At 60.8% G+C, this 12,662-nt stretch carries 13 protein-coding genes; 5 read left to right on the top strand and 8 right to left on the bottom strand.

Annotated features, from left to right (window positions below):
• On the bottom strand, positions 1-483 hold the full coding sequence (locus HWX91_RS12965) for an MSMEG_0572/Sll0783 family nitrogen starvation response protein (RefSeq protein WP_028194136.1): 483 nt from the start codon (positions 481-483) through the stop codon (positions 1-3).
• Between the two features lie 144 nt (positions 484-627).
• Positions 628-822, bottom strand: a complete 195-nt coding sequence (locus tag HWX91_RS12960) for a hypothetical protein (RefSeq protein WP_028194135.1) — start codon at positions 820-822, stop codon at positions 628-630.
• Between the two features lie 94 nt (positions 823-916).
• Between HWX91_RS12960 and HWX91_RS12955 the strand changes: the two genes are divergently transcribed.
• From HWX91_RS12955 to HWX91_RS12945, 3 genes are all read left to right on the top strand, one after another.
• Complete coding sequence (locus tag HWX91_RS12955) at positions 917-2,308, top strand: aminotransferase-like domain-containing protein (RefSeq protein WP_028194134.1); 1,392 nt, start codon at positions 917-919, stop codon at positions 2,306-2,308.
• A 592-nt stretch (positions 2,309-2,900) separates the two neighbouring features.
• The gene (locus tag HWX91_RS12950) at positions 2,901-3,554 is read left to right on the top strand and encodes a biliverdin-producing heme oxygenase (protein WP_042273647.1); all 654 of its coding nucleotides are present in this window, start codon (positions 2,901-2,903) and stop codon (positions 3,552-3,554) included.
• A 20-nt stretch (positions 3,555-3,574) separates the two neighbouring features.
• Positions 3,575-5,245 (top strand): PAS domain-containing sensor histidine kinase, encoded by a 1,671-nt coding sequence (locus HWX91_RS12945; protein WP_028194132.1) that lies wholly within the window; start codon positions 3,575-3,577, stop codon positions 5,243-5,245.
• Positions 5,246-5,341: 96 nt separating this feature from the next.
• Here HWX91_RS12945 and HWX91_RS12940 read toward each other — a convergent pair whose 3' ends face one another.
• Entirely contained in the window at positions 5,342-5,779 is a 438-nt protein-coding gene (locus HWX91_RS12940) for a response regulator (protein ID WP_028194131.1), read from the bottom strand.
• Between the two features lie 11 nt (positions 5,780-5,790).
• Positions 5,791-8,196, bottom strand: a complete 2,406-nt coding sequence (locus tag HWX91_RS12935) for an ATP-binding protein (RefSeq protein WP_042273645.1) — start codon at positions 8,194-8,196, stop codon at positions 5,791-5,793.
• A 216-nt stretch (positions 8,197-8,412) separates the two neighbouring features.
• On the opposite strand from HWX91_RS12935, the gene HWX91_RS12930 reads away from it, so the two are divergent.
• On the top strand, positions 8,413-8,931 hold the full coding sequence (locus tag HWX91_RS12930; protein WP_028194130.1) for a DUF2878 domain-containing protein: 519 nt from the start codon (positions 8,413-8,415) through the stop codon (positions 8,929-8,931).
• A 70-nt stretch (positions 8,932-9,001) separates the two neighbouring features.
• Here the strand turns inward: HWX91_RS12930 and HWX91_RS12925 are convergent, their stop codons facing one another.
• Complete coding sequence (locus HWX91_RS12925) at positions 9,002-9,406, bottom strand: Hsp20/alpha crystallin family protein (RefSeq protein WP_028194129.1); 405 nt, start codon at positions 9,404-9,406, stop codon at positions 9,002-9,004.
• A gap of 13 nt (positions 9,407-9,419) precedes the next feature.
• The gene (locus tag HWX91_RS12920; RefSeq protein WP_028194128.1) at positions 9,420-9,860 is read right to left on the bottom strand and encodes an Hsp20/alpha crystallin family protein; all 441 of its coding nucleotides are present in this window, start codon (positions 9,858-9,860) and stop codon (positions 9,420-9,422) included.
• Positions 9,861-10,109: 249 nt separating this feature from the next.
• On the opposite strand from HWX91_RS12920, the gene HWX91_RS12915 reads away from it, so the two are divergent.
• Positions 10,110-10,496 carry a hypothetical protein gene (locus HWX91_RS12915; RefSeq protein WP_028194127.1) on the top strand — a complete coding sequence of 129 codons (387 nt, stop codon included), beginning with the start codon at positions 10,110-10,112 and terminating at the stop codon, positions 10,494-10,496.
• A gap of 96 nt (positions 10,497-10,592) precedes the next feature.
• On the opposite strand, the gene HWX91_RS12910 is transcribed toward HWX91_RS12915, so the two are convergent.
• Both HWX91_RS12910 and HWX91_RS12905 read right to left on the bottom strand, forming a co-directional pair.
• On the bottom strand, positions 10,593-10,949 hold the full coding sequence (locus HWX91_RS12910; RefSeq protein ID WP_028194126.1) for a response regulator: 357 nt from the start codon (positions 10,947-10,949) through the stop codon (positions 10,593-10,595).
• A 5-nt stretch (positions 10,950-10,954) separates the two neighbouring features.
• Positions 10,955-12,430 (bottom strand): ATPase domain-containing protein, encoded by a 1,476-nt coding sequence (locus HWX91_RS12905; RefSeq protein WP_028194125.1) that lies wholly within the window; start codon positions 12,428-12,430, stop codon positions 10,955-10,957.
• Between the last annotated feature and the right edge of the window lie 232 nt (positions 12,431-12,662).

Raw genomic sequence — 12,662 nt, 5'->3', positions numbered from 1 at the left:
TCAGACCGTCCAGGTGTGGATGATCAGTGCGTTGTCCTTGCGATGCAGAAGCTGGATATCCAGCACGTCGAGCGGACTGATCGGACGAATGCCCTCGATCAGCGACGCTTCGCCATGCCCGTACAGCGCCTGCAATGCGAAGCGGCACGCGTACACCTTGCCTCCCTCTTCCATGAACTTCATCAGTTGCTTGTTGAAGTTCAGATGACCCGGAAACGCTTCGTCGCCGAGCGTTGGGAAACCGCGCTGCAGACCGAGCGTCACGCCCGGGCCATAGAGCAGCACTGAGGTTTCGAAACCTTTGCGCTGCAAACGCGTGGCTTGCAGAAGATTGACGAAGCCGATCGAGCCTTCAAACGCCACCGTATGAAACGTGACGAGCGCCTTTTCACCTGGCTCGGCCTTCACGTCCTCGAAGACTTTCTCTTCGTAGTCGACGAGGTAATCGCCCTTCTGATGCAGCGGTTTGTTGACAACTGGCATGGCACTCTCCAATGTGAATTGCCGGAACAGGAAATGAAGCGTCATATCAAGGCGCCGCTTGACGTTTGCTCCGAGCCCGATAACGCAACGCCTATGCCATCTGCCGTCGCGGCGAATGCGATCACTATCCAATCAAGCAGACGATCATTCGTCGAACGCGCCCAAAAATTTTTTGGCCCGAAGGTTGCGTACGGTCAGCCGCGCCAATGAAAGCGGCCGTGCGGGCGTTGATCGCACCAGCCGGGTGCGATCCGGATGGTGCACGCGCGCCGATCGGGTGCAGTCATTCACCGCAATCGATCCGTCCGTCCATTCAATCGGTCCATTTGATCCGATCATTCGAGCCGCGTTATGCGATCACTTGCATTGCTGATTCGACCCTGCATGACGTCTTTTCCAATCGTTTTCCAGTTCCACGAACCCCATGAACACCATGAGCAGCCCGACTCACCATTGGATCAAACGCCTTGCCGAAATCCGCAAACCGGCTTATCTCGCGATCCCGGATCTGATAGAAGAAGATCTCGCGACCGGACGCCTGCGCCCGCGCGACCGGCTGCCGGGCCTGCGCGATCTGGCCGACGAACTGTCACTGAACTACACCACCGTGGCGCGCGCCTATGCCGAGGCAAAAAAGCGCGGCCTGCTCGATGCGCGCGCCGGCAGCGGCACCTTCGTGCGCGGCCGCACCGTGACGCTGCCGCTAAGCGGTGGCAGCAGCATCGAAATGACGATGAACACGCCCCCCGAGCCCGCGGACTACGCCGCGCACTTGCGTGAATCCGCCGCCCGTCTGATGGCGAATAGCGACCCGTATCAACTGTTGCGCTATCAGGATTTCGGCGGCACGCCGGCCGACAAGGCGGCGGGCGCGGAGTGGTTAAGGCGCCGCCTGACTCATTGCTCGCCGGACAACGTGCTGGTGTGTCCGGGCATTCACAGCGCGCTCGTCGCACTCGTCTCGCAGTTGGCAAGTCAGGGCGCAACAATCTGTCTCGACACGCTCGCCTATCCGGGCATCAAGGCGATCGCAGCGCAACTGGGCGTGCGCTTGCAAGCGCTCGCACGCGACGACGAAGGGCCACTGGCGCATTCGTTCGAAGCGCTTTGCAAGACCGGCAAGCCGGCCGCGCTCTATTGCAATCCGACGCTGCAGAACCCGAGCACGCTGACGCTCACGCGAAGGCGGCGTGAGGCGCTCGCCGATGTGGCGTTGCGCTACAGCGTGCCGATCATCGAGGACGATGCCTATGCGATGTTGCCGCAGCAAGCGCCGGACACGCTGGCGAGTTTCGCGCCTGAACTGACGTACTACATCACGGGAATGTCGAAAAATCTGGGTGCCGGGTTGCGCGTCGCGTATCTGCACGCTCCGACTCCGCGTCAGGCGCAGCGTCTGGCAGGCGCACTGCGCGCGACCACCGTGATGGCGAGTCCATTTACCGTTTCACTCGCCACACAGTGGATCGCCGATGGCACGGCGCAAGAGATGCTGAGCGCGATTCGCAGCGAGTCGAAAGCGCGCCAGGCGATTGCCGCTCGCGTGCTCGGCGCATGGTCCTATGATGCACATCCGGACGGTTTTCATCTGTGGCTGCCGATTCCCCGCGAAGGCGGCTGGAGCGCTTCCGAACTGGCGCTGCAGTTGCGTAGTCAAGGCATTGCCGCTGTCGCCGGCGCAGCGTTCTCGACCGACGGTAATCCACCCGACGCGATGCGGGTATGTCTGGGAGGCTCGAAGAATCGGAGCGAATGCGAGCGGGCGCTGCGCGTTATCGCCGAAACGCTCGAGCATCCGCATCTTCTGCATTCGCCGGTGATATGAAGTAACCTGGCCGTTGCCGATACGATCAGATGGCGCGACATGAAACACCCAGGATCGGACTTGCCCGGGTCGATGCGCTGTCGGTCAGCACGCGGTAACGCATGCCCTAAGATGACTCCCTCAGTCAGTTACCGACGTGTTGTACGGATGTGAACAAGCCCGGTCTGTCACAGCGCATTCGCGAACATCCGTTCTGAATTCGCCGTTACGCTCTCTTGTGAAATTGACAGCCATAAGCGCGTTCGCACGTCATGCGTCGAGGTGTCGTACGCAAAAGACAAGTACGCGATATATCGCCGAATACCGACCTCACATTTCGCGAAGCAACCGAAGCGTTAATCGCGCTCACGAATCCCGACGTCGAAATCACAAGCATGTTCAGCAATTGGGCAGCACGCTCAAGACGTACGCGTATCCGCTGACGGGCAACCGTCCTCGTTCATTCTGCGAGTCACATGGAGTTACGAAAGCTTTCCTTAATAAGCGCATCAGAAGAATGAAGGCCTATATAATCCGTTGGGTTTACTCAATATCGCCTCTGACGCTTGTGACAGTCACTTCTCTATATCAAACGGCGGGCACCGGGTCTGGAATGAATAATGCGGAGGCGTCCGTCTCCGACAGGCCGATCGGCTCCGTACCCGATGCGATCGAAACACTGCGTTCCGCGACCAGGCATCGGCATGAATTGCTTCATTGCATCATGCCGCTTTCGGTAGAAAGTACGGACGTGGGTGACTATCTCTTGCACCTCTCGATGCTGCGCGAGTGGCTTACGCCCATCGATGTGTGGTTGCGCGCGTTTGCGGATGGTCCACGGGAAAATATCTTGCGATCGATTTCGGAGCGCATCGCATTGATCGACGCAGATCTGGTTTTTGCATCGTTGCACGTCAAGGATCACATCGACCAGTCGATCTTGCAGGCCCGCGTGTCAGGCTACATGGAGACGGCAAGTCCGGCTTATCGATGGGGTGTTTGCTATGTTGTAGAAGGATCGCAACTGGGCGGAGCCGTGCTCTATAAGCACCTGAAAGAGCGGCTTGCCCCGCATCCGCTCCGTTTTCTGCAACCGTGTTCCGAGTCATCCGGGGCGCACTGGAAAGCGTTCGTCAGCCTCATGACGAATGAGCTGTGCACGCCCGAGGCGATACAGGAAGCATGTAACGGCGCGGTCGATGCTTTTGACCGCCTCATTGATATCGCGCTGCGTCCGAGCCAGGACGTCTGTTCCGGCGCCGGTTAACGAGGAGCCGGGAAACCTCAATGGATCTCCGCCGTAACAATCTTTCCGCCGTCAACGATTCGTTTGATGCAGCCTGGGCGTTCGAGGCTTTGCCCCACGCCTATATGATCCTGAATCAGCGCTATGAGGTTGTGCTTGCCAACGCAAGCTATCTCGCCTTGACTGGGCAGTCGCTGAGCGACCTGCAAGGCAAGTCGATTTATGAAATCAACCAGTTCGGCGCGCCCGAGCAGCGTGAAGCGCGCCGCGTCTGGCTCGACTCCGTACTGAAAGCTGGGTCGGCAGGGGCGTCGCAGTGGTCTCCGTTGTTCCGCTACGAAATGCCGGAGCGTCGGCGTGACGAAAACGGCGACCTGTCCGTCACGGACGGGACCGTCATCCGTTACTGGAAAATCAAGGCAGATCGGCTGCCGGCCCGACATGGCGACGGCGGCAAGATCGCCTTATGCGTGGTCGAAGTGACCGACAGCGTCTCCGAGGACGAGCGCAACCAGCGTGAACGCGCGAAGCTGCGATCACAGGCGCAGTTACGGCAGGTCATCGCCGACGAAGCGATGGCCAAATTGCGTGACAACCAGGAGCGCTTTCAGTTCGCGCTGGCGTTTTCGCAACTCGGCGCGTGGGAGATCGATCCTGCCACCGGCACGATGGAGTGCACCGAACAATGCAGCGTCAATCTCGGCATCCCGGCCAACGCCGCGCTGACCGAGAGTCGACTGATCGACGAGGTGGTCCATCCTGACGATCGAACGCGCTTTCGCGAAGCGATGACGGCAGCGCTCGCCAGTCACGAGCCTTTCGAGGTGGATTTTCGCGTCGGTTGGGCGGACGAGCGGGTCCGCTGGATTCTTGTGCGCGGCGTAGGGCGTTATCTGCAGGATGGCTCGCTCACAAGGGTACTGGGATTCACGCTCGATATCACGGCCCGCAAGGAGTCCGAACTCGAGCAGCGCGAGATTGCCGAATCGGAGAAGCGCGCACGTGAGGAAAGCGACCGGCTCGCCGTCGCAATGGATCATTTCGTCACGACAGTGAGTCACGAATTGCGCTCGCCATTGAGCGCGATTCTGGCGTGGTCCAATCTGCTCGAGCGAGCTGCCGACCCGGCGCATGTGACGCGCGCCGTCAGCGTGATCAGCCGCAACGTCCGTCAGCTTGCCCACATGGTCGACGATCTGCTCGATAGCGGGGCGATCGTCTCCGGCAAGCTCTCCGTGCATCCGCGCCCGGTCGATCTCGGCGCGCTCGCCGGCATCGTTGCCGAAGATATGCGCGTGCATGCGGAGGCAAAGAACCTGCAGCTGATCGCTGACGATCTATCTTCAGTAACGGTGCTGGCGGACGAGAACCGGATGAAACAGGTCGTGTGGAATCTGGTGTCGAACGCCGTGAAGTTTACCGAGCAGGGAACGATCGAGTTGTCCGTGGTTGCCGACGGTGATCAGGTGGAACTGGCGGTGCGCGATACCGGTGTCGGCCTGGATGCTGCATCGATCGAGCGCATCTTCGAGCGCTTCGAGCAGCTTGGCACGAGCGGCTCCGGGCGCGTGGCAGGGCTGGGGCTTGGCTTATGGCTGGTGAAGAATCTCGTGGACCTGCACGGCGGCACCATCACGGCGGAAAGCGAAGGGCCAGGGCGCGGCGCGACTTTCCGTGTGCGGCTGGCGGCGTCCCGCCAGGTCGCTCCTTAGTCCGGCGTCACGTGTTAAAGCGGGCTTCGCTGTCGTCGCGCGTGCGAAATTGAGTGCTGACGGTGATGCTGGCTGGGGCGCATACCCGGCGGGCGCTCAACGTGGGTAGGGCGGCGGTTCGTTCAGCACACCCCAGAACATGCCCAGATCGTTGATAGCAGCCATGAAGTCGTCGAAAGCGACGGGCTTCACGACGTAGGCGTTCACGCCCAGGTCGTAGCTGCGCAGCAGATCTGTTTCCTCCCGCGACGACGTCAACATGACGACCGGAATCCGCTTGAGCTTGTCGTCCGATCGTACGATCTTCAGCAATTCGTGACCGTCGATTTTAGGCAGTTTCTTATCGAGCAGGATCACGGCCGGGTTCTCTTCCGCACGGCTCGCCCATGGTCCCTCGCGACGCAGGTACAGCAGCGCTTCCTCGCCGTCGCGCAATGACACGACCGGGTTCGCGAGACGCGTCTTTTCCAGCGCGATCAGCGTCAACTCGACGTCGTTCGGATTATCTTCAACCAGCAGGATGGGGCGTAGCACGTTGGGGTCCTTTACTTCGGTTCATCAGATGGTGCTTCATGTTCAGCGCCGCCGCGCGCTCCCCGGATATCCTTGGGCACAGGCCGGAAGCGCTTGCCGGGCGACAGCGCCGTGAGCCGGGCAACCGCGGCGCTCGCGGATTCTTCGCCCTCGCTCGCTTCAGCGACAAATTCATGCGGCAATGAAAAGTAGACCGTGGCACCGCGCTCCGGTTCGCCGATTGCCCAGGTTTTACCGCCATGCCGCTCAACGATGCGTTTGACGCCCGCCAGCCCGATTCCGGTGCCGTGGAAATCCTCCACGCGATGAAGACGCTGGAACACGCCAAACAGTTTGTCGACATAGCGCATGTCGAAGCCGACGCCGTTGTCCTTGACGAAGAACACGTGCTGGTCGGCCAGATCACCTTCGCCGCTATAACGGCCTACTTCGATGACCGTTTCGGCGCGGGTTTGCGTGAATTTTACCGCGTTCTCCAGAAGGTTTCGCAGCACGACGTGCAGGAGCACCGCGTCTGCGGTCACGTGGCCGAGTTCGCCAACCCGCCACACGATGGTGCGCGATCTTGCTTCTTTGGTTTCGTCGGCGATCAGTGCGTCCACCATGGCGCCTACGTCCACTCGCTGCGGATGCAACGCGGACCGGCCCATTTGCGAGAACGCCAGCAGATCGTCGACCAGTTTCCCGCCGAAGCGCGCCGAAGCGACAATCCGTTCGACGAAGTGCTTGCCGCGCTCGGAGAGCCGTTCGGCTTCCGTTTCGCGCAGCAGCTCGCCGAAGCCGACGATATGCCGCAACGGGGCGCGCAAATCGTGCGAAACCGTGTACGAAAATCCTTCAAGCTCCTTGTTCGCCCGACCCAGTTCGAGCGCCAGTTGCGCGAGCTCTTCCGCGCGACGCAGCACGATGCCGAGCAGCGCAGCCCGAAAGTCCAGGGCGATTTCCAGTTCCGCGGCGCGCCAGGGCAGCGAGCGTCCGCGCACGGTTTCCGTCCACGCATCGAAGCTCTTGCGCGGCGACAGCGTGCCGGACTGCGACTGCAGCTTCGCGCGTGGATCGCCGGCCCATTTGATCGTCTGTACGACCTCCGGGCGAAACCAGAGCACGTAATTGCGAAACAGCTTCGAGATCGATACCGCCAGCATCCCGGCGTAGTTCGGATGAGGATCCAGGATGGGACAGGTGGTGGCAAGACGATCGGTGTGAAAGGTGTCCTCGACCCGCGCATCGAGCCACTCGACGAGCCGGGCCACCTCCGCTTGGTCCGGCGTCGTGCCGACGAGAACAATACGGCCGTCGAAGACGATTGCAGCGCCGTCGGACGCCGTCAGATCCAGCAGGTCCCGCGGGTCCTCGGCGAGCGCGTCCACGAAGCTCTCGGTGTTGGCCATTGCCGCGAGCAGGCGAGTGTGGGTGTGGCGCAGGCGCAACCGGTAGGCAGCTTGCGCATGTTCTTCCTTGGCCTCGATCTGCAGCGACAGCACCTCGGCAATGTGCTCGCATGCGGCGCGCACTTCGAACGACGGGATGCGCGCCGTGTCGTGATGGCAGGAAATCAGGCCCCACAGTTGACCCCGGACCACGATCGACATGGACATTGACGACAGCGTGCCCATGTTCTTCATGTACTGGACATGGACCGGCGACACGCTGCGCAACGACGAGTAGGTGAGATCGGTAGGGTTTCCAGTCAGTGGATGCAGCGGCGGCACCAATGGCACGGGCGTGTAACCGGCGTCGGCAATCAGCCTGATGCGGTTGCGTATGTAGAGCGCACGGGCTTGCGCGGGAATATCCGAGGCGGGGAAGCGTTGGCCTTCGTACGACGCGTAGCCGGGTTCGATGTGCTCGGCGATCACGCATCCACTACCGTCCGCGTCGAAGTTGTACACAATTGTGCGGCCGAAGCCGGTAATGCGCTGCACCTCTTCGGCGGCAAGCTGCGCCAGTCCGTGGACGTCCTGAACGCCATGCAGGCGGTTAATGAAGGTGCGCACCAGCGGATACATCGACGAGAAGACGTCAATCGTGCCTTGAGCGGGTTCCAGCTCGACTATCGCGACGCCCTGGTTGCGATGGACGATCACCGCGAATGGTGACGCCTGTGTACCGTTGCCCGCGGGTGAAATCGCAATCGAGCCGAGGTAAAGGGGGATGCCTTCGAGATCTTCGGTGTCGAGTGCGGTGACGATTCTCGTAGCCCATTCGGCCCCGAGAAATTGCGCAAGCGGCTGCCCCAGCGCATTTTGGGCCGGCTCGCCGTTCAATTGGGTGGCATTGCTGCTTGCCTGCAGCACGGTGCCGTCCGCAGCGATGCTGAACAGAAAGCCGTGTGGCTGAATGCCGCCGGGAATGTGAATAGGCTCGTTGGCGCAGTTCTCGACTGCAGCGGATGTGGAATGTGAAAGGTCAGCCATGCTCGCTCCTCGATCTGACCGGGATTTTCGCATAGAGATGCGGGGAGTATGCCCACAGGGACAGCGAGGATGTTGCGGCTCGTGAGGCTTTCTGCATCCAGGCGCGACTTCGACGCGTAAATACAGAATTAAGGAATCCACGAACCTCAACGCATGTCGTCCTCAGCTCCTCCGGGCCCGTCTCCCTCAAATACCCCGCGCCCGATAGCGCCCAGGGTGTGGCTCTACTTTGTTGTCGGTCAGGCGGGCTGGTTTGTCTGCGTGTTGAGTGCCGCAAGGGGAGTAGCGTGGATCGGCGGCGCGTTCGTGCTGGCTACGGTCGTTTGGCACGCCACGCGTGTCGCCGCGCCAGTGCCCGAACTGAAGCTGGTCGCCACGGCTGTGCTGATCGGTGCGCTATGGGAAAGTCTGCTGGTCGCGAGTGGCCTGCTCGTTTATCCGGGCGGCGCGCTGATTGGCGGCACGGCCCCATGGTGGCTGCTCGCCCTGTGGGCTCTGTTCGCAGTCCAATTCAATGTGCTGTTCGGCTGGCTTAAGAGGCGGCTTTTTCTGGCCGCCATGGTCGGCGCGCTGGCCGGCCCGCTGTCGTTTCGCGCGGGTGCGGCGCTTGGCGCGGTTCGCTTTGGCGATCCGGTGCTGTCATTGTTCGCCCTGAGCGTGGGTTGGGCCGTACTGATGCCGTTGATGCTGGCGTTGGCACGGCGCTGGGACGGGGTTCATGTCCCTACGGACTAGCCGGACGGCCGCGCGCACGGGTTAGGAGCTTAGCTCGCCTCGTCGCGGGCCGCCGGCGTTCAGATCGGCATCAATCCGCTCGCACTTCGATGCGGCGCGGACGTGCCTCTTCACGACGCGGGATGCTGAGTTTCAGCACGCCGTCATGCAGATTTGCGTCCACCTGCGACGTGTCGAAGTCGTCGCTCAACGTGAAGACTCGCGCGAAATGCGGCGCGCGAATCTCTGAATGGTGCAGCCTCAGGTCGCTGGGCGTGGGCACCACGGCCTCTGCCTCGATGTAAAGTCTTCCGTCGTGCACCTTCACGTCGAGCCGCTCGCGCGGCACGCCCGGCAGGTCGGCCCACAGGGTGATGCCGTGACTGTCCTCGATGATGTCCACAGCCGGCGCGAGGGAGAGCCTGCGGGCGTTGCTTTCGTTGCGGCGAGCGACCTCGCCGGTGTCGCGTTGGGCGATTTGGGTCGTTTCGTTCATGAGTTCCTCCGCTTTACTGAATGGTGATGGAGCGCGGCTTCGAGGCCTCGCGCTTGCCGATCTGAATGGTCAGGCAACCGTTCGAATAGCCGGCCACGACCTTGTCCGGATCGGCGTTCTGCGGCAGTTCGACGACGCGGCGGAACTTGCCGAAAAAGCGCTCCTTCGCGTAAGAGCGGGTTTCGCTCGCCGCGGACAGTTCAGGCGCCTTGCGCTCACCCGCAATGGTCAGCGTGCCTTTGTCGACGGTCACGTCGAGCGCAGCCGGGTCAATGCCGGGTGCGAACGCGACGATGTTGATCGAGTCGTCGGTGCTGCCTATATTCAGAGGAGGAAATGCGTCTGTGCGGCTCGAGCGGATGCTCGATGGAAGGTTGCCGAACAGCGCCGACATCTGCCGTTGCAGACGATCGAGTTCCCCGAACAGGTCGTTGCCAAAGTAGAAGTCACTCATAATTCATCTCCTGTCGTGCGAGCTCATCAAAGTTGTCTTCCCACTGCGGCGGTTGGACAAACCTCCTTCCCCAATGACTTCCTGGGAGCATCGCGCAGTGGGTTTTGCGAGCCAAAAATAGGCGCTTGATGAAGACTTTCAACTTCAGCATTTCCAATATTGATTGAGTCTGAATATATGGATTCGAATATATTGAAACGCCCGGCGGGCGCCCCTATTTGAGCGCCGCAGATTCTTCTGGGAGGCAACATGGAATTCGACACAGACTGGATAACGCTTGGCAAACACCGTGTCCGACTGCATGCGACTCGTGGCTTTCCGACCGAGCGGCTGCGCGTTGTGGCCGAGGTCGCGCGGTTAGCCATCGAAAGCAATATGAGCGCGCGGGCGCGCCTCATCGAAGTCGTGTTGCGCGATCAGGACGGCGCGTATGACATTGCCGTGGGCACGACCATCGCGGAAGACCGCGCGTGTGCCGGGCCGATCGAGGTCGCACTCGCCACGGTCCTCGGTCTCACCGCCGAACAGGTGGCGTTGACGGTTAACATTGTTTCCCAGGACGAGGTGGACTTGAGTTTTGGCACTTACGAGCGGTTGCTGGCGCAGAAGATTGGCGCGGCAACCCCAATCCAGTGATTCGACCGATGCGTCGAAGCGTGTCAATGCGCGTTCACGCCGGGCCGCTCGTCTCTGTCGCGGCGCTGGAGGCCGGCCCGTTCCCTTGCTGCCCGCTTACGCCTCAGGCAGCATTCTCTGAATGATCGGCAGTAGTGTGTCGATCGATAGAGGTTTGCGGCAATATTCAATGACCGGATTGGGTTGCACCGGTATATCGGCGGCTGCGCTGCACAGGATGACAGGAATTGACCGCAACTCCGGGTCCTCGAAAAGCGCCGCGCACAACTGCGGACCTGACATGATCGGCATCATGCAGTCGCTGAGGATGAGGTCCGGCTTGCTCTTCCTCGCCAGTTCGAGCGCGGCCGCTCCATTTGGCGCGGTCACGACGGTGTAGCCGACCTGTTCGAGCAGGAGGCTCCAGACAGTCAGGAGATCGAACTCGTCGTCCACTACCATGATTGTTTTCATGGGCGTCAGCTGTGGAACCGGCCAAGTGTTCCCGAGGCACGCCCGCGACCGGCGAGCACATCTGCCGCGCCCGGAAAGGCGTCGATGATATCGAGGCCTTTCTCGGACACGACGAGCTCCCGAAGCGAAGAGTCGTGCATGCTTTCCCGTTGCTTGACCACGGAAATCATCCGATGCAGCCCGGTGTCCGTTTCGGCATAGCGCAACAGAATGAGATTCTCGGTCATGGCTGACAGGCGTATCCCGCGAGTCGCGGCAGGATCGGAGTAAAACGGTACTTCCTCCGTAAGAAGAGTAGTGACTCCCGCTTCGCGCAACTGATGCGTCAATGCGTTCAGAAACAGACCGAACCGGCCTGTGCGCATGGCGGAATCACGGAACCCTTCTATGCCGTCGAGCACCAGCCTCGTTGCGCCGGTTCGCTTCACCGTCGCGAGAGCAACGGCTGCGAGTTCGTCTATCGCCAGTTCAATGGCAGGTTGCCACTGGATGGTCAGAAGCCCACTGTCGCAGGCTTGCTGAAGCGGGATTGAAACGGACTCGGCCTTGCCGATCAGTCGTTGTGGCGACTCATAAAAGCCGAGGTAGACGGACTTCTCGCCGCGTTTGGCGCCGGCCGCCAGGAACTGAAGCCCAAGGAGTGTCTTACCGATTCCGGTTGCACCCATCAGCGTAGTCGTGGAGCCCTTGATAAACCCTCCGCCAAGCAACTCGTCAAGGCGTGGGATACCCGATCCGAGGCGCGCCTTGAGGTCCGCCGGCCCCGGTTGCGTTGCGCATCGTGCTTCCAGCCTCGGAAACATGACGTGCCCGCTGTCTGTGATCCGGAAGAAATGCTTGCCCAATAAATGATCGCGGGCGCGCATCTTGTGGACTTCGATTTCGCGGGTCCGGCGCATACCGTCGCTGTAGCGGTTGAGTTCGATCAGGCCGTCCACAAGCGTGTGCTCGGGATGCGGTTCGTTGCCTGACAGAGGCGCCAGCAGCAATGTCGTGCAGTTCATCGCGGCAACCAGCGCGTTCAACTCATGGATGAATTTGGACAGTGAGAGATCCGTCTCGCTAAACTCCCGCGCGCTGCGGAACCCGTCAATGATCAGAAGACTTGGACGATACTGGTGAAGGCTCGAGGCCACCTGCTTCAGGAAGCCATCCAGCCCGCCCTGCATGAGCGCGTGATAGCCCGAGACGAAGAACATCTTCTCCGCGACTGCCTGTGCGTCAAAAAAATTCAGACCGCTCAGGTGTGCAAGAAGCTTGTCGTGCGATTCAGCGATCAGGGTCATATACAGCACCTTTTCGCCCTGCAGCACGCGATGGAAACCGATCTGGCTAGACAGGATTGTTTTGCCCGCGCCCGCCATGCCTTCAATCAGATACAGCGCTCCGCGGTTCAGACCTCCACCCAGGATAACGTCGAGACCAGGGACGCCCGTTTCGACGTTCGACTGGTCCGATGTCATAGATGTTTGATGTGTCATTTTCAATCGTGCTCGAAGGTTCAAACTGGGGCCGGTGAGTCGATGCGAGCGCAGGCCAACTGACAAGGGTGAGCAATCCGTGTGCCTGAAGGATCGCACCGGTGCAAAAACGCGCGCGTCTGCTAAGACGCGGGATTTTACCTCGTCACTGTAGCGAGTAACGTGCGGACCCCAATTCAGCGAATTCATGGTGCTTCAGGTCTGGTTCCGAGTGTTCCGAGCGTTCCGAGTC

Origin of the sequence: Paraburkholderia fungorum (assembly GCF_902833645.1) — a bacterium.
GTDB lineage: Bacteria > Pseudomonadota > Gammaproteobacteria > Burkholderiales > Burkholderiaceae > Paraburkholderia > Paraburkholderia fungorum.
The sequence above is the reverse complement of the archived record's forward strand: the minus strand, read 5'-3'. Positions and strand labels throughout refer to the sequence as shown.

What these genes read in the sequence shown, in the direction of transcription:
- HWX91_RS12965 (WP_028194136.1), bottom strand. Translation starts at nt 483, where the DNA reads ATGCCAGTTGTCAACAAACCGCTGCATCAGAAGGGCGATTACCTCGTC.
- HWX91_RS12960 (WP_028194135.1), bottom strand. Translation starts at nt 822, where the DNA reads ATGATCGGATCAAATGGACCGATTGAATGGACGGACGGATCGATTGCG.
- HWX91_RS12955 (WP_028194134.1), top strand. Translation starts at nt 917, where the DNA reads ATGAGCAGCCCGACTCACCATTGGATCAAACGCCTTGCCGAAATCCGC.
- HWX91_RS12950 (WP_042273647.1), top strand. Translation starts at nt 2,901, where the DNA reads ATGAATAATGCGGAGGCGTCCGTCTCCGACAGGCCGATCGGCTCCGTA.
- HWX91_RS12945 (WP_028194132.1), top strand. Translation starts at nt 3,575, where the DNA reads ATGGATCTCCGCCGTAACAATCTTTCCGCCGTCAACGATTCGTTTGAT.
- HWX91_RS12935 (WP_042273645.1), bottom strand. Translation starts at nt 8,196, where the DNA reads ATGGCTGACCTTTCACATTCCACATCCGCTGCAGTCGAGAACTGCGCC.
- HWX91_RS12925 (WP_028194129.1), bottom strand. Translation starts at nt 9,406, where the DNA reads ATGAACGAAACGACCCAAATCGCCCAACGCGACACCGGCGAGGTCGCT.
- HWX91_RS12920 (WP_028194128.1), bottom strand. Translation starts at nt 9,860, where the DNA reads ATGAGTGACTTCTACTTTGGCAACGACCTGTTCGGGGAACTCGATCGT.
- HWX91_RS12915 (WP_028194127.1), top strand. Translation starts at nt 10,110, where the DNA reads ATGGAATTCGACACAGACTGGATAACGCTTGGCAAACACCGTGTCCGA.
- HWX91_RS12910 (WP_028194126.1), bottom strand. Translation starts at nt 10,949, where the DNA reads ATGAAAACAATCATGGTAGTGGACGACGAGTTCGATCTCCTGACTGTC.
- HWX91_RS12905 (WP_028194125.1), bottom strand. Translation starts at nt 12,430, where the DNA reads ATGACACATCAAACATCTATGACATCGGACCAGTCGAACGTCGAAACG.